The sequence below is a fragment of the Mesorhizobium sp. B2-3-13 genome (genome assembly GCF_006442195.1).
Classification (GTDB): Bacteria; Pseudomonadota; Alphaproteobacteria; order Rhizobiales; family Rhizobiaceae; genus Mesorhizobium; species Mesorhizobium salmacidum.
The window spans coordinates 66,064-81,276 of record NZ_VFVQ01000021.1; the positions used below are offsets into that span (position 1 = coordinate 66,064).

A 15,213-nucleotide genomic window follows, 5' to 3' on the forward strand; every position below is an offset into this window, starting at 1 on the left:
GGAATTTTCAAAGCACCTTCCGTTTCACGGATACAAGCTGCCATCAGAGCGGCGTCAAGTCCAACGGACGAGCTGACAAGTTTTTCAGTCCGCGCGTGATCCAGCGAAAACCGGAGCGGTTTCTGGATCACGCGCCAAAATGGGAGTCGATAATGAATTCATTCCTGAAGTCGTGCACTGCTTTGACGGTCGCGCTGACCCTCTCCGGTCAGGCCATCGCCCAGGTCAAGGAACTCGGCAAGGGCGAGGGCGAGGTCAACATCGTCGCCTGGCCGGGCTATATCGAGCGCGGCGAGACCGACAAGGGCTATGACTGGGTCACCGCCTTCGAGAAAGAGAGCGGCTGCAAGGTCAACGTCAAGACCGCCAACACCTCGGATGAGATGGTCTCGCTGATGAACGAGGGCGGCTTCGACCTCGTCACCGCGTCGGGCGATGCCTCGCTGCGCCTCGTCGCCGGCAAGCGCGTGCAGCCGATCAACACCGATCTCATCCCGGGCTGGAAGACGGTCGACGACCGGCTGAAGGACGCGCCCTGGTTTACTGTCGGCGGCGTTCATTACGGCGTGCCCTATCAGTGGGGCCCGAACATCCTGATGTACAACACCGAGGTGTTCAAGGAAGCGCCGAAGAGCTGGAACGTCGTCTTCGAGGAGATGAAGCTGCCGGACGGCAAGTCCAACAAGGGTCGCGTCCAGGCCTATGACGGACCGATCCACATCGCCGACGCCGCCAACTACCTGATGTTCCACAAGCCGGAACTCGGCATCAAGGACCCATACGAATTGAACGAGGACCAGTACAAGGCGGCGCTCGAATTGCTGCGCGTCCAGCGCACGCTGGTTGGCCGCTACTGGCATGATGCCGCCATCCAGGTCGACGATTTCCAGAATGAAGGCGTGGTTGCTTCGGGCTCGTGGCCCTATCAGGTCAATACGCTGGTCGCCGCCAAGAAGCCGGTCGCCTCGACCGTACCGGAAGAAGGCGTCACCGGCTGGGCCGACACCACCATGATGGAAGCCGACGCGGCGCACCCGAACTGCGCCTACATGTGGCTCGAGCATTCGCTGGCGCCGAAGGTGCAGGGCGATGTCTCCGCCTGGTTCGGCTCGCTGCCGGTCGTGCCCGCCGCGTGCAAGGGCAACGAGCTGCTCGGCGAGGAAGGCTGCAAGACCAACGGCTACGACAATTTCGACAAGATCAAGTTCTGGAAGACGCCGGTCTCGAAATGCGTCACCCAGAACGACCAGTGCGTGCCCTACTATCGCTGGGTGTCGGATTATATCGGCGTCATCGGCGGACGGTGATCTCTCTTACCCTTCCCCTCGTGGGGAGGGTCGACGCGCAGCGTCGGGGTGGGGCTGCTCGGCCGTCTGTGCAGGTCACCCCCACCTGCGGCTTCGCCGCGACCTCCCATCGAGGGGGAGGTCCAGCGGCGTGCTACGGCAATCCGATAGAACCAACCGGCAACAGACTGACATCCCATGACCCCAGCCGTTTCCTTTCAAAGAGTCTCGCGCCATTTCGGCAGCGTTCGCGCCGTCGACGCGGTCGACCTCGACATCGTGCCGGGCGAATTCTTCGCCATGCTCGGGCCGTCCGGGTCCGGCAAGACCACGTGTCTGCGCCTGATCGCCGGCTTCGAGCAGCCGACGGCGGGTTCGATCTCGATCTTCGGCGAGCGTGCCGAAGGCGTGCCGCCCTACCGCCGGAACGTCAACACCGTGTTCCAGGACTACGCGCTGTTCCCGCATCTCAATGTGCTCGACAACGTCGCCTACGGGCTGATGGTCAAGCGCGTGAGCAAGGCCGAGCGGCACAAGGCGGCGGAAGAAGCGCTCTCGCTGGTGCGACTGCCCGGCTACGGCGCCCGGCGGCCCGGCCAGCTCTCCGGGGGCCAGCGCCAGCGTGTCGCGCTCGCCCGCGCGCTGGTCAACCAGCCCAAGGTGCTGCTGCTCGACGAGCCGCTCGGCGCGCTCGACCTCAAGCTGCGTGAAAACATGCAGGAGGAGCTGAAATCGCTGCAGAAGGCGCTCGGCATCACCTTCGTCTTCGTCACCCACGACCAGGGCGAGGCACTGTCGATGGCCGACCGCGTCGCCGTCTTCAACGATGGCAAGATCATGCAGATCGGTACGCCGGAGGACATCTATCAGCGGCCGAGCACGCGCTTTGTCGCTGATTTCGTCGGTTCCTCGAACGTGCTGCCGCCGGATTTCGTCCAGCGTTATTCAGGCCAGAGCCGCTGGGGCAGCCTGCGGCCTGAATCCATTCGCGTCGGCCGTGCCGCAAGCGGCGAGGGCGTCGCCGCGCGCCTCGTCTCGACCAATTATCTCGGCGCCACCACCCGGCTGGCGCTCGATGCCGACGGATTGAAACTGCACGCCGTGGTGCCGGCCGGCACTGCCCTGCCGGCGGAGGGCGAGGCGGTGGTGCTCACCTTCAACCGCGAGCACCTGCATCTTATGGACGAGCCGGCATGATTGACGTTTGCGTGAAGCACTCCCCTCTGTCCGGCAGGACAGAGGGGGGTGTGAAGGATCTCGGCCTTGCCGCCATTGATCCAATCGACATGGTGGCGCCGTGAGCATCGTCGCCCTCAACGCCAATCCCGTACCCGCCATCCTGCCCGGCAGCGGCGGTCCGCGCGGTGCGCTCTCCGACCTTTTCTGGCGCCGGCCAAAAGTCCTGCTGCTCCTCATGCTGCTGCCGCCGGTTTTGTGGCTCGGCATCGTCTATATCGGCTCGCTGTTCGCGCTTTTGGCGCAGAGCTTTTTCTCCATCGACGAGTTCTCCGGCCTCATCAACCGCCAGTTCACGCTGAAGACCTATGGCGACCTGTTACAGGCCGCCAATCTCGACATCATCCTGCGCACGGTGACGATGGCGGCCCTGGTCACGCTGGCTTCGGCCATCGTCGCCTTCCCCATTGCCTACTACGCGGCGCGCTATGCACGCGGCCGCTGGAAGGCACTGTTCTATCTCGGCGTCATGCTGCCGCTGTGGTCGAGCTATCTGGTCAAGATCTATGCCTGGAAGCTGATCCTGGCCAAGGAAGGCATTTTGACCTGGCTGCTCACCAAGCTGCACTTGTTGTGGCTGCTCGACGCCTGGCTGTCGCTGCCCGTGGTCGGTGGCAATTCGCTGTCGGTATCGTTCACCGGCACTTTCATCGTCTTCGTCTATGTCTGGCTGCCTTTCATGATCCTGCCCGTTCAGGCGGCCCTCGAGCGCGTGCCCGGCAATGTGGTCGAGGCGTCGTCCGATCTCGGCGCCTCGCCCGGCCAGACCTTCCGCAACGTGCTGTTTCCGCTGGCGCTGCCTGGCATCGTCGCCGGCTCGATCTTCACCTTCTCGCTGACATTGGGCGATTACATCATCCCGCAGATCATCGGGACGTCGCGCCTGTTCATCGGCCAGGCCGTCTATTCGCAGCAAGGCACGGCCGGCAACATTCCGCTGGCCGCCGCCTTCACCGTGGTGCCCATCGTCATCATGGGCTTCTATCTCTGGGGCGCCAAGCGCATGGGGGCCTTCGATGCGCTCTGACCCTGGTCAATCCGCTCCGCTCGGCCTGAAGGCCGCCGCTGCCTGCGGCCTGCTCTTCCTGCATTTGCCGATCCTGCTGATCTTCGTCTACGCCTTCACCACCGAGGAGAAGAGTTTCGTCTGGCCGCCGCCCGGGCTGACCACGCAATGGTTCGCCGTCACCTGGAACCGGCCCGATGTCTGGGAAGCGCTGTCGCTGTCGGTCCGCGTCGCCGCCATCTCGACCACGATTGCGCTGGTGCTCGGCACGCTGTGCGCCGCCGCCGTGTCGCGGACGAAATTCTTCGGCCGCGAAACCATCTCGCTGCTGGTTATCCTGCCGATCGCGTTGCCCGGCATCATCACCGGCATCGCGCTGCGTTCGGCCTTCGCGCTGGCAGACATCCCCTTCTCGTTCTGGACGATCGTGCTTGGCCACGCCACTTTCTGCGTGGTCGTGGTCTACAACAACGCCGTCGCTCGTTTCCGTCGCACCTCGGGCTCGATGATCGAGGCCTCTATGGATCTCGGCGCCGACGGCTTCCAGACTTTTCGCCACGTCGTGCTGCCCAATATCGCCACCGCATTGCTCGCCGGCGGCATGCTCGCCTTTGCCCTTTCCTTCGACGAGGTCATAGTCACCACCTTCACCGCCGGCCAGCAGCAGACGGTGCCGATCTGGATGCTGGAGGAACTGATCCGTCCGCGCCAGCGTCCGGTCACCAACGTCGTGGCCATGGTCGTCGTCCTGGTGACGCTGCTGCCGATCCTGTTTGCCTATTACCTGACCCGCGACGGCGACCAGATCGCCGGAAGCGGGAAATGAAAAAAGTGAGTGGTGAGTAGTGAGCAGGGAATAGCCGAATCCACGGTGGAAACTCATCCACTACTCACTACTCACTTCTGCCCAAGGAGACCCCAATGGACACCCAGATGCTGATCGGCTCCAAATTCGAGAAGGGCGCCGAGACCGAGGAGCCGATCCTCAATCCGAAGACCGGGGCGACCATTCTCAACCTGCCCGAAGCCAGTCAGGCACAGATCGAGGCCGCCATTGCGGCAGCGGGACAAGCGTTCGTCTTGTGGTCTCGCACCACGCCGGCGCAACGCTCCGGCTACCTGCTCAAAATTGCCGACCGCATCGAGGCCGAGGCCAAGGAATTTGCCACGCTCGAGGCGCTGAACTGCGGCAAGCCTATCAACGCAGTGCTCAATGACGAAATCCCGGCCATCGTCGACTGCTACCGCTTCTTCGCCGGCGCGGTCCGCTCCATGCCGGGTGTGGTCGCGGGCGAATACCTGCCCGGCCACACCTCGATGGTGCGGCGCGATCCGATCGGCATCGTCGCTTCGATCGCGCCATGGAATTATCCGCTGATGATGATGGCCTGGAAGCTGGCGCCGGCGATCGCCGGCGGCAACACCGTCGTCTTCAAGCCGTCGGAGCAGACGCCGCTGACGGCGCTGAAGCTGGCAAGGATTCTGGCCGAAGTGCTGCCCGAGGGCGTCGTCAATGTCGTGCTTGGCCGGGGCGACAGCGTCGGCAACACGCTGATCAACCATCCCAAGGTCAATATGATCTCGATCACCGGTGACGTCGCCACCGGCAAGAAGGTGCTGCAGGCCGCCGCCAAATCGGTCAAGCGCACGCATCTCGAACTTGGTGGCAAGGCGCCGGTCATCGTCTTCGACGACGCCGATCTCGGCGCCGTCGTCAAGGGCTTGCGCGCCTTCGGCTACTACAATGCCGGCCAGGACTGCACCGCCGCCTGCCGCATCTATGCCGGCAAGAAGATCTACGACAAGCTGGTCGCCGATCTGTCCTCCGCCGTCTCGACCATCAAATACAGCCAGCCCGACGACACCGAGAACGAAATCGGGCCATTGATCTCGCGCCGCCAGCGCGATCGCGTCTCGAGCTTTGTCGAGCGTGCCTCGGAGCTGAAGCACATCGAGATCACCACCGGCGGCAAGCCGGGCGAGGGCACCGGCTTCTACTACCAGCCGACCGTCGTCGCCGGTGCGCTGCAGGAGGACGAGATCGTGCGCCGCGAAGTGTTCGGCCCGGTCGTCTCGATCACTCGTTTCGCGGAAGTCGACGAGGCGGTGAGCTGGGCCAACGACAGCGACTACGGCCTGGCGTCATCGGTGTGGACCAGGGACGTCTCACGCGCCATGGCGACCGCCGCCCGCCTGCAATATGGCTGCACCTGGATCAACACCCACTTCATGCTGACCAATGAGATGCCGCATGGCGGGCTGAAACAGTCCGGCTACGGCAAGGACATGTCGCTCTACGCGCTGGAGGACTACACCGCCGTGCGCCACGTGATGGTTGCGCATGGGTGAGAAGCGGTGCGCGAAGCGGACGAAAAGCCAATTGCTTGGCTTTTCGAGCTTCTAGCTAGCGCCCTGAGCCTGCGAAGAGCCGGGACGCCGCCCGTCCTTCTCCCCTTGTGGGCCCGAAGGGCGGGCCACAAAGGGAGAGGTAAGTTGCACAGCCGCTACTCCACGATGCGATAGATGCTCCACAGGCTGGTGCCCGACACGACATAGGGCTCCATCTCCTTACCCCATTTGGCGTGCGCGTCGATCTTGCCGATCTTGGCAAACATCGCCTCCAACTGTGCCAGGCTTTCTACCTCGTGATGCGACTCGACTGTCGCTTCACGGGCCCCGATCGATCCGGTCATGATCTGGAATTTGAGGTCTGCGAGGCCGACCTGAGAGCCGATCTCGCGTTCCCATTTCCGCATCAGCTCGAGCACGGTCTGCTTGTGCCCGAACCTGGCGTCGATCTGCCATCTGGCGCTGAACATGTCGGTTCTCCTTCATCACTTGCGGTTGAGCCCGCGGTTGATCTACTCGTCCCAGGCCTGCACGACGGTCTGGCGCGCGATCAGGCCGTTCTTCAACTCCAGCATCGCCGCGCAGAACACCTTGGTGCCGTCCGGGTAGGCGCATGCCTGGGTGAATGCCAGGCTGTCGCCATTGGCGATGGTGGTGTCGACCTTGTGGGTCATCGCCCGGCTGCAGATATCGTCCCAGAACGTCGTGATCGCCGCGCGCCCGCGGATTTCGCGCGGCTTGCTCGGCGGGTTGTTGCGGTCGATTACCCGCACCAGCGCATCGTCGGCATAGAAGCTCGACAGCAGCTTGCCGTCACGCCCTTCGATCGCCTTCTTGATCGCCGCGCCGTCCACTGTTTGGGTCTTGGTCAGCATTTATCCTCCATATGCCCGTCTTCACGATCGGGCGGTTGATGCTTTGAGGTGCCGCCCGGCACTCATCGCCGGGCCGGGGTCTTCACTGCGACTTCGCCTTTACGGCAGCGAATACGCCGTCGGTCTGTTTCTTGAAGGTCGCGAGATCGACCTGGCTACCGTTGAGGATCGTCGACCAATGGCGAACGATTGCCGCCATCGCGATCGTCTCCTTGATCTCCTCTGCGCTCGCGCCGTTGAGCTTGGCGGCCTCGGTGTGGAAATAGATGCAATACTGGCACGGGATCTGTGACGCGACCGCGAGCCCCATCAACTCCTTGGTCTTGCCGTCGAGCGCGGTCTTGGGGTTGAGCTGGACGCCCTTGATCTCGGCCCAGGCGCCGGCGATGGCGACGTCAGGCAGTGTCTTGAACATATCCGGCACGGAGCCGAGCGTCGCCTCGATGTCCTTGTAGGCCGCTGTCGCCGACGCATCCTCGGCCTTCGCCGGAGTGATCGTGAACAGCGCTCCAATGCCCGCCGCGATCATAAGTGACCTGACATTCAGTTTTGACTTGGGCATTTCATCCTCCGTTCGCAGCGCCTTGCCCGGCGATATCCGCCTTGGCCTGCATGGGGAATTGATAGCGCCTACATCGGTGTCCCCGCTTCGCCCGAAAGCGCCATGGCTCTCATGGCCCGTCCGGGCCAGTCTGCCTGGCGAAAAATGCCGCCGCCGCCGCTCGCGATGGCAGGTCGAGCTTGAGCAGTAAGTTGGCGACGTGGCGCTTGACCGTGTGCTCGCTCAGCCTGAGTTCCGCGGCGATCGCCGCATTGCTCTTGCCATCGGCGATCAAATTCACGACTTCGCTCTCGCGCGTTGTCAGGCAGGCCGGTTCGGTCGCCCTGGTCTTGGGCCGGCAAGCCGGTTCCAGGTGCTGTTCGGACATCGCAAGCACAAGCGCCAGCGGCTCGTCCAACTCGTCGATGGCGACACGCCCGCGATCGACGAAATGAAGTCCCGAGCCGACTGCCAGATCGGCGACCAGTCTCGACGCCAGTATCTCGCCGCGCCCGGCGAGAGCGGCGAGTTGTATCGTCACGCGGCCCGTCAATCCTGCAGGGGGGCCGCGCAACTCGATCTCGCCGACATGGGCCCCTTGCGCGCTTGCCACCCCGATTTGCTGGGCCGCGTCGCGCAACGCCGCCGCGCAGCGTAAGGCCCGCCCCGGGCCGTCGAACCGTGAAATCATCATTTCGCCATGCATATCCGCGCAGCGCCCGCCATGGCGCACCACAACTGTCCGCCATGTTTCGTGGAAATGCTCGCTGCGTTCGCTCCACATCCTGTCGCCAAGCCGTGCCGTGTCGTAGATGCGTGTCACCAGAAGTGCGGCCAGAACGCGTTCGGCTTCGGCCACGGCGCGCTCGCCGGTCAGGAATTCCTCGATCAGGTCGGCCACCCGGTCGACATCGCCGGTCCAGATCGGATGGTCGCGCCCCGGGATTTCGACCAGCCGCGCGTTGGGGATCTTCCTGGCCAGAAAGCGGCTGGCGTCGGGATCGACCCGCACGTCGTTGCGGCGATGGATCAGCAGCGTCGGCGCGTCGATCGCCGCCAGGATACCGCGTACGTCGATCTCCGCGTTCATCCGCGCCAGCGCCGCCGCTGCCGTCGGGCTGGCCGAGAGCCGTTCGAACCGCGCCCACCAGGTTGAAAATCGGGCGTCATCGACCCTGCCCGGCGCGAAATTGGGCAAGGTGGCGCCTGTCCCCCAGGCCGTCTCGGCCGTCGCGATGAAGGCTTCCAGACGCTCCGGCGGCATCACCCATTTGTGGAAATGGGCATAGCCGCCATAGAGCGCCAGCGCCCGCGCGCGCTCCGGATAGGTGGCGGCGAACAGCATCGCCATCGGCGCGCCTTCGGAAGCGCCAAGCAGGGCGGCACGGCCGCTGCCGGCCGCATCCATCACCGCGCGCACATCGTCCATGCGGGTCTCGAGGCTGGGCAGGTGATGGACGTCGACGCGGTCGGAGAGACCCGTGCCGCGTTTGTCGAACAGGATCAGCCGTGAGAACGCCGAAAGCCGCCTCAGGAGCCTGGTATAGCCCTCGTCTTCCCAGTGCAGGTCGAGATTGGAGATGAAGCCCGGCACGAAGATGAGATCGAACGATCCCCTGGCCGATCACCTGATAGGCGATCCGCACCTCGCCGCTAAGGGCGTATCGGGTCTCGATCGGCCTCACGAGGGTGTCCGCCCGGCCTGACGATTTCTGATCGCCAACCATAGCAGAGCCGCGCCGGTTGCGGCAGTTTATATTTTAGCGGAAGTGAATGTGCGGCCGCCGCGGCTATTCTTGCGGTGCCGCGACGTCGCCCGGAAAAGCCTCGAGTCCGAGCTTGAGATCGGCCTCCGCCGGCGTGATCGGCCGCTTGATCCTGGCCGAAGCGACCACAACCAGTTCGTCGAAGCCTTCGCCGCCGCTGTCCAGCATCTCGAAAAACTGGCGCCGCATCCTCGGCTCCCAAAACTTGTTGATATGTTCGGCGACGCCGGCAACGCCTTCCTCGCGTGGCCTGGAGTGGAAAAAGGCGGCGATCTGGTTGGCCATGCGCACCAGCTTTTCCCGTGTGCTCATGATGTGCTCTTCGTCATGCGACATGCTGGGTAACTCCGGAGATCACCCGGTCAGGGTGCGTAAAAACATCGAAATCATCGCCGCGCACCAACGCCACTAGCGTCATGCCGGCTTCCTGCGCCGTGCGGATGGCAAGGGCGGTGGGAGCGGAAACGGCGATGATGAAGGCCGAACCGATCGCTGCCGTCTTCTGCACCATCTCGACCGAAACACGGCTGGTCACCACGACCGCGCCCGATGCGCCATCGATATTGGCCTTGGCCAGCGCCCCCGCCAGCTTGTCGAGCGCATTGTGGCGGCCGACATCCTCGCGCGCCATGACGACGCCCTTGCCAGGCACGTAGAAGCCGGCTGCATGCACGGCGCCCGTCTCGGTATGCAGCGGCTGCACCTTCGACAGCAACTTGACCGAGCGGATGATGTCGTCGGCCTCAAGCGTAAGTTTCGACGCACCGACCGCATCGACCGAGCGCATCGCTTCCTCGATGGATTCGATGCCGCAGAGCCCGCAGCCGACCGGTCCGGCAAGCCGCCGCCGCCGCGCTTCGAAGCGCGTATTGGCCCGGTCCTTCAGCCGGATCTGAATATCGATGCCGGCGCCATGATCTTCCACTTCGATGGCTTCGATCTCGTCAGGCGCGGCGATGATGCCTTCGGTCAGCGAGAAGCCGAGCGCGAAATCCTCGAAATCGGCGGGGCTCGCCATCATCACCGCATGCGTGGTGCCGGCAAACGAGAACGCCACCGGCGTCTCCTCCGGAACCATGCGGTCGGCCGCAGCCGTGCCGCCGGCGCGGTGCGCCAGTCGCGATATCTGCGTCGTCGCTTTGCGGCGCGCGGCCAAGACTACTCCGCCGCCTGCAGCGGTGCGATGCGCCGGCTCTGTTTGGCCTGCTCGTCATAGTCGCGCTGCCATTCCGACGGGCCGTTGGACGCGCCGACCTGCACTGCGGTCACCTTGTATTCCGGACAATTGGTCGCCCAGTCGGAGAAGTCGGTGGTGATGACGTTGGCCTGCGTGTCGGGATGGTGGAAGGTGGTGTAGACCACGCCCGGCGACACCCGGTCGGTGATCAGCGCGCGCAGCGTCGTCTCGCCCGAACGGCTGGTCAGCCGGACCCAGTCGCCATCGCGCAGGCCGCGGTTTTCGGCGTCATGCGGATGGATTTCCAGCCGGTCCTCGGAGTGCCACATGACATTTTCGGTACGCCGTGTCTGCGCGCCGACATTGTACTGCGACAAGATCCGGCCGGTGGTCAGCAGCAGCGGGAAGCGCGGTCCGGTCCTTTCGTCCGTCGCCACATATTCGGTGCGGATGAACTTGCCCTTGCCGCGCACGAAGCCGTCGACATGCATGATCGGCGTGCCGAGCGGTGCCTTGTCGTTGCAGGGCCATTGCACGGAGCCGACGCGGTCGAGCAGGTCGAAGGAGACGTTGGCGAAGCTTGGCGTCGTCTTGGCGATCTCGTCCATGATTTCGGACGGATGCGTATAGTTCCAGTCGAGCCCGATGGAGCGGGCGAGCTCCTGCGTCGCCTCCCAATCGGCGTAGCGCGCCTTCGGCTCCAGCACCTTGCGCACCATGTTGATGCGGCGCTCGGCATTGGTGAAGGTGCCGTCCTTCTCGAGGAAGGTCGAGCCCGGCAGGAAGACGTGCGCGTAGTTCGCCGTCTCGTTGAGGAAAAGGTCGTGCACGACCACGCATTCCATCGCGGCAAGGCCGGCGGCGACATGCTTGGTGTCGGGATCGGACTGCAGGATGTCCTCGCCCTGGATGTAGATGCCCTTGAACGATCCGTCGACTGCCGCATCCAGCATGTTGGGAATACGCAGGCCGGGTTCGTCGTCGAGTTTCACGCCCCACAGGCTCTCATAGATGTCGCGCACCGCGTCGCCCGAAATGTGCCGGTAGCCCGGCAGTTCATGCGGGAACGAGCCCATGTCGCACGAGCCCTGCACATTGTTCTGGCCGCGCAGCGGGTTCACGCCGACGCCCGGGCGGCCGATATTGCCGGTGGCCATCGCGAGATTGGCGATCGCCATCACCGTGGTCGAGCCCTGGCTGTGCTCGGTGACGCCGAGGCCGTAGTAGATCGCGCCATTGCCGCCGTTGGCGTAGAGGCGCGCGGCACCGCGGATCAGCTCGGGATCGACGCCGGACAACTTGCCGACGGTTTCGGGGCTGTTCTCCGGCAGGGCGACGAAGGACGCCCAGTCCTGGAATTCCGCCCAGTCGCAGCGCTCGCGGATGAAGGCTTCGTCGAAAAGGCCTTCGGTCACGATGACATGTGCCAGCGACGTCAGCACGGCGACATTGGTGCCGGGCTTCAGCGGCAAATGGTAGTCCGCCTCGACATGGGCCGACTTGACCATCTCGGTGCGGCGCGGATCGAGCACGATCAGCTTGGCGCCCTGGCGCAGCCGCTTCTTCAGCCGCGAGGCGAATACCGGGTGCGCGGACGCCGGATTGGCGCCGATGATGACGGCGACGTCGGTGAATTCGACGGAATCGAAATCCTGCGTGCCGGCCGAGGTGCCGTAGGTCTGGCCGAGCCCATAGCCGGTCGGCGAATGGCAGACGCGCGCGCAGGTGTCGACATTGTTGTTGCGGAAGCCCTGCCGCACCAGCTTCTGGACGAGATAGGTTTCCTCATTCGTGCAGCGCGAGGAGGTGATGCCGCCGATCGCGGTACGGCCGTACTGGTACTGGATGCGGCGGAATTCCTTGGCCGTGTGGGCGATCGCCTCTTCCCAGGTCACCTCGCGCCAGGGATCGCTGACCTTTTCGCGGATCATCGGCGACAGGATGCGGTCCTTGTGGGTGGCGTAGCCATAGGCGAAGCGGCCCTTCACGCAGGAATGGCCGTGGTTGGCCATACCCTCCTTGTAGGGCATCATGCGGATGACCTCGTCGCCCTTCACTTCGGCCTTGAACGAGCAGCCGACGCCGCAATAGGCGCAGGTGGTGACGGCGGAGCGCTCCGGCAGGCCCTTTTCGAGCACGGTCTTCTCGCGCAGCGCATCGGTCGGGCAGGCCTGCACGCAGGCGCCGCAGGACACGCATTCGGAAGCGATGAAATCCTCGTGCATGCCGGCGACCATGCGCGATTCGAAGCCGCGGCCCTCTATGGTCAGCGCAAAAGTGCCTTGCACCTCCTCGCAGGCGCGCACGCAGCGCGAGCAGACGATGCACTGCGCCGGATCGTAGGTGAAATAGGGGTTGGATTCATCGCGCGCGATGTAGTCGACCGCGAGCGAGCCATGGCCCGGCGCGACGCCGCTTTCTTCCTTGACGTGGTTGCGGCCCTCGACGCCATAGCGATTTTCGGTCAGGCCGACGGACTTCGCCACCACATCGAACTCGCTGGCGCCAGTTCCGGCTTTCTCGTGCCAGCCGGTCGGATGGTCGGAGACGTAGAGTTCCATGACGCCGCGGCGGATGGCGTCGAGCCTGTCCGACTGCGTGCGCACCACCATGCCTTCGCCGACAGGCGTCGTGCAGGAAGCCGGCGTGCCGCCGCGCCCGTCAATCTCGACGAGGCAGACGCGGCAGGAACCGAACGAATCCAGCATGTCGGTGGCGCAGAGTTTTGGGATCTCCACCCCACCCTCCATCGCCGCCCGCATGATCGACGTGCCTTCCGGCACGCTGATGCTGCGGCCATCGACGGTCAGCGTGACCTGTTTTTGCGCCTTCGACTCCGGAGTTCCGTAATCGAGTTCTTCGATGAGCGTCGGGAAGTCGGCCTTGATGTTCATCTGCCAGCTCCTATTCAGCAGCCACGCGCGCTGGCGCGGGCTTGAAATCCTCGGGGAAATGCGTGATCGAGCTCATCACCGGGTAGGGCGTGAAGCCGCCCAGCGCGCAGAGCGAACCGAATTTCATCGTGTTGCAGAGGTCCGTGACCAGAGCGAGGTTCTTCTCCCGCTCGATGCCGGCGGCGAGCCTGTCGATGGTTTCCACGCCCCGCGTCGAGCCGATGCGGCAAGGCGTGCACTTGCCGCAGCTTTCGATGGCGCAGAATTCCATGGCGAAGCGTGCCTGCTTCAGCATGTCGGCAGTGTCGTCGAAAACCGTAATGCCGGCGTGGCCTATCAGTCCATCGCGCTTGGCGAATTCTTCGTAGTCGAACGGCGTGTCGAACAAGGCGCGCGGGAAATAGGCGCCGAGCGGGCCGCCGACCTGCACCGCCTTCACCGGGCGTCCGGTGGACGTGCCGCCGCCGATCTCATCGACGATCTCGCCCAGCGTCAGGCCGAAAGCGGTTTCGAACAGGCCGCCTTGCTTGACGTTGCCGGCGATCTGGATCGGGATGGTGCCGCGTGAGCGGCCCATGCCGAAATCCTTGTAGAAGGCGGCACCCTTGTCCATGATAACAGGAACGGAAGCCAGCGAGATGACGTTGTTGATCACCGTCGGCTTGCCGAACAACCCTTGTATCGCGGGCAGCGGCGGCTTGGCGCGCACCACGCCGCGCTTGCCTTCCAGGCTGTTCAAGAGCGAGGTTTCCTCGCCGCAGACGTAGGCGCCGGCACCGACGCGGATTTCCATGTCGAAGGCGTTTGGCGAACCCAGCACATTGACGCCGAGCACACCGGCCTTGCGGGCGATCTCGACGGCCTTGTTCATGACAGCCACCGCGTGCGGATATTCCGAGCGGATGTAGACAAAACCCTTGGTCGCGCCGGTGGCGATGCCGGCGATTGCCATCCCTTCGATGAGCACGAAGGGGTCGCCTTCCATGATCATGCGGTCGGCGAAGGTGGCGCTGTCGCCCTCATCGGCGTTGCAGACGATGTATTTGCGCTCCGATGTCGTATCGAGCACCGTCTTCCATTTGATGCCGGTCGGAAAGCCCGCGCCGCCACGGCCGCGCAGGCCGGATTCGGTCACCTGCTTGACGATGTCGGCGGGCGCCATGGCCACCGCATTCTGCAGTCCCTTCAATCCGCCGAGCGATTTGTAGGCGTCAAGCGACAGCGGGTCGTTGATGCCGCAGCGCGCGAAGGTCAGCCGTGTCTGCTTGGCGAGGAACGGGATCTTGTCGGGCGCGCCGAGCCAGCGCTTGTGATGCCCGCCCTTGAGGAAGCCGCTGTCGAACAGGCTCTTCACGTCCGACGGCTTCACCGGCCCGTAGGCGACGCGGCCATTGGCTGTCGCCACTTCGACCATCGGTTCGAGGAAATAGGCGCCGCGCGAGCCGTTGCGCACGATCTTGGCCTCGATGCCGCGCTCGGCAAGTTCATTTGCGATCGCTTTGGCGACCTTTTCCGCGCCCAGCGCCAGCGCGCCGGAATCGCCGGGAATGTAGATGCGGGGGGTCATGAGCGCACCTCGGCGACGAGCTCGTCGATCTTGTCATCATCGAGCCGTCCGATCACCTCGCCGTCCAGCATCGCCGACGGCGAACAGGCGCACAGGCCGAGACAATAGACTGGCTCAAGCGTAACCGATCCGTCACGCGTGGTCTCATGGAAATCGATGCCGAGCAACTGCTTGACCCTGGCGGCGACCGCGTCCGAACCCATCGACTGGCAGGCTTCCGCCTGGCAGAGCTTGAGCACGTGCCGGCCGGCCGGTCGCGAACGGAAATCGTGATAGAAGGTGACGACGCCGTGCACCTCGGCCCTGGAGAGGTTCAGCCCATCGGCGATGACCGGCACGGCGTCCTGCGGGACGTGGCCGAATTCTTCCTGGATATTGTGGAGGATCGGCAGCAGCGGACCTTCGAGATCCTTCAACTCCTGGACAATCGCCGCCGTGCGGGATGCGATCTCGGTACTTGCTGGCTGCATCGTCACGCAGCGCCCTCCCTGGTCGATGGCTTTGTCGCTAAGTCTT

At 64.2% G+C, this 15,213-nt stretch carries 14 protein-coding genes; 5 read left to right on the top strand and 9 right to left on the bottom strand.

Annotated elements, in window-relative coordinates:
• Nucleotides 1–152 precede the first annotated feature (152 nt).
• From FJ941_RS23080 to FJ941_RS23100, 5 genes are all read left to right on the top strand, one after another.
• A complete protein-coding gene (locus tag FJ941_RS23080; RefSeq protein WP_140509186.1) occupies nucleotides 153–1,307 on the top strand; it encodes an ABC transporter substrate-binding protein in 1,155 nt (384 codons plus the stop codon).
• Nucleotides 1,308–1,484: 177 nt separating this feature from the next.
• The gene (locus FJ941_RS23085) at nucleotides 1,485–2,483 is read left to right on the top strand and encodes an ABC transporter ATP-binding protein (RefSeq protein WP_140509188.1); all 999 of its coding nucleotides are present in this window, start codon (nucleotides 1,485–1,487) and stop codon (nucleotides 2,481–2,483) included.
• Nucleotides 2,484–2,589: 106 nt separating this feature from the next.
• Nucleotides 2,590–3,549, top strand: a complete 960-nt coding sequence (locus FJ941_RS23090; protein WP_140509240.1) for an ABC transporter permease — start codon at nucleotides 2,590–2,592, stop codon at nucleotides 3,547–3,549.
• On the top strand, nucleotides 3,539–4,354 hold the full coding sequence (locus FJ941_RS23095) for an ABC transporter permease (protein ID WP_140509190.1): 816 nt from the start codon (nucleotides 3,539–3,541) through the stop codon (nucleotides 4,352–4,354). Before FJ941_RS23090 ends, FJ941_RS23095 begins: the two co-directional genes overlap by 11 nt.
• 95 nt (nucleotides 4,355–4,449) lie before the next feature.
• The gene (locus tag FJ941_RS23100; protein WP_140509192.1) at nucleotides 4,450–5,877 is read left to right on the top strand and encodes a gamma-aminobutyraldehyde dehydrogenase; all 1,428 of its coding nucleotides are present in this window, start codon (nucleotides 4,450–4,452) and stop codon (nucleotides 5,875–5,877) included.
• 155 nt (nucleotides 5,878–6,032) lie between these two features.
• Here FJ941_RS23100 and FJ941_RS23105 read toward each other — a convergent pair whose 3' ends face one another.
• The 9 genes from FJ941_RS23105 to FJ941_RS23145 form a co-directional block, all read right to left on the bottom strand.
• Complete coding sequence (locus FJ941_RS23105; protein WP_140509193.1) at nucleotides 6,033–6,347, bottom strand: hypothetical protein; 315 nt, start codon at nucleotides 6,345–6,347, stop codon at nucleotides 6,033–6,035.
• 42 nt (nucleotides 6,348–6,389) lie between these two features.
• Nucleotides 6,390–6,752, bottom strand: a complete 363-nt coding sequence (locus FJ941_RS23110) for a nuclear transport factor 2 family protein (protein WP_140509195.1) — start codon at nucleotides 6,750–6,752, stop codon at nucleotides 6,390–6,392.
• An 82-nt stretch (nucleotides 6,753–6,834) separates the two neighbouring features.
• Nucleotides 6,835–7,314, bottom strand: a complete 480-nt coding sequence (locus FJ941_RS23115; RefSeq protein ID WP_140509197.1) for a carboxymuconolactone decarboxylase family protein — start codon at nucleotides 7,312–7,314, stop codon at nucleotides 6,835–6,837.
• Between the two features lie 109 nt (nucleotides 7,315–7,423).
• Nucleotides 7,424–8,887 carry an alpha/beta fold hydrolase gene (locus tag FJ941_RS29705; RefSeq protein WP_281405576.1) on the bottom strand — a complete coding sequence of 488 codons (1,464 nt, stop codon included), beginning with the start codon at nucleotides 8,885–8,887 and terminating at the stop codon, nucleotides 7,424–7,426.
• 196 nt (nucleotides 8,888–9,083) lie between these two features.
• Nucleotides 9,084–9,395: a formate dehydrogenase subunit delta gene (locus tag FJ941_RS23125; protein ID WP_027142158.1), complete on the bottom strand. Its 312-nt coding sequence runs from the start codon at nucleotides 9,393–9,395 to the stop codon at nucleotides 9,084–9,086.
• Nucleotides 9,385–10,215, bottom strand: a complete 831-nt coding sequence (gene fdhD, locus FJ941_RS23130; protein ID WP_140509198.1) for a formate dehydrogenase accessory sulfurtransferase FdhD — start codon at nucleotides 10,213–10,215, stop codon at nucleotides 9,385–9,387. Before fdhD ends, FJ941_RS23125 begins: the two co-directional genes overlap by 11 nt.
• Nucleotides 10,216–10,217: 2 nt before the next feature.
• Entirely contained in the window at nucleotides 10,218–13,130 is a 2,913-nt protein-coding gene (fdhF, locus tag FJ941_RS23135) for a formate dehydrogenase subunit alpha (RefSeq protein ID WP_140509200.1), read from the bottom strand.
• A 10-nt stretch (nucleotides 13,131–13,140) separates the two neighbouring features.
• Nucleotides 13,141–14,697 (bottom strand): NADH-quinone oxidoreductase subunit NuoF, encoded by a 1,557-nt coding sequence (locus tag FJ941_RS23140; RefSeq protein ID WP_140509202.1) that lies wholly within the window; start codon nucleotides 14,695–14,697, stop codon nucleotides 13,141–13,143.
• Nucleotides 14,694–15,173: a formate dehydrogenase subunit gamma gene (locus tag FJ941_RS23145; RefSeq protein ID WP_140509204.1), complete on the bottom strand. Its 480-nt coding sequence runs from the start codon at nucleotides 15,171–15,173 to the stop codon at nucleotides 14,694–14,696. The genes FJ941_RS23140 and FJ941_RS23145 overlap by 4 nt, the downstream gene beginning before the upstream one ends.
• Nucleotides 15,174–15,213 lie beyond the last annotated feature (40 nt).

What these genes read in the sequence shown, in the direction of transcription:
- FJ941_RS23080 (WP_140509186.1), top strand. Translation starts at nt 153, where the DNA reads ATGAATTCATTCCTGAAGTCGTGCACTGCTTTGACGGTCGCGCTGACC.
- FJ941_RS23085 (WP_140509188.1), top strand. Translation starts at nt 1,485, where the DNA reads ATGACCCCAGCCGTTTCCTTTCAAAGAGTCTCGCGCCATTTCGGCAGC.
- FJ941_RS23095 (WP_140509190.1), top strand. Translation starts at nt 3,539, where the DNA reads ATGCGCTCTGACCCTGGTCAATCCGCTCCGCTCGGCCTGAAGGCCGCC.
- FJ941_RS23100 (WP_140509192.1), top strand. Translation starts at nt 4,450, where the DNA reads ATGGACACCCAGATGCTGATCGGCTCCAAATTCGAGAAGGGCGCCGAG.
- FJ941_RS23105 (WP_140509193.1), bottom strand. Translation starts at nt 6,347, where the DNA reads ATGTTCAGCGCCAGATGGCAGATCGACGCCAGGTTCGGGCACAAGCAG.
- FJ941_RS23110 (WP_140509195.1), bottom strand. Translation starts at nt 6,752, where the DNA reads ATGCTGACCAAGACCCAAACAGTGGACGGCGCGGCGATCAAGAAGGCG.
- FJ941_RS23115 (WP_140509197.1), bottom strand. Translation starts at nt 7,314, where the DNA reads ATGCCCAAGTCAAAACTGAATGTCAGGTCACTTATGATCGCGGCGGGC.
- FJ941_RS23125 (WP_027142158.1), bottom strand. Translation starts at nt 9,395, where the DNA reads ATGTCGCATGACGAAGAGCACATCATGAGCACACGGGAAAAGCTGGTG.
- fdhF (WP_140509200.1), bottom strand. Translation starts at nt 13,130, where the DNA reads ATGAACATCAAGGCCGACTTCCCGACGCTCATCGAAGAACTCGATTAC.
- FJ941_RS23140 (WP_140509202.1), bottom strand. Translation starts at nt 14,697, where the DNA reads ATGACCCCCCGCATCTACATTCCCGGCGATTCCGGCGCGCTGGCGCTG.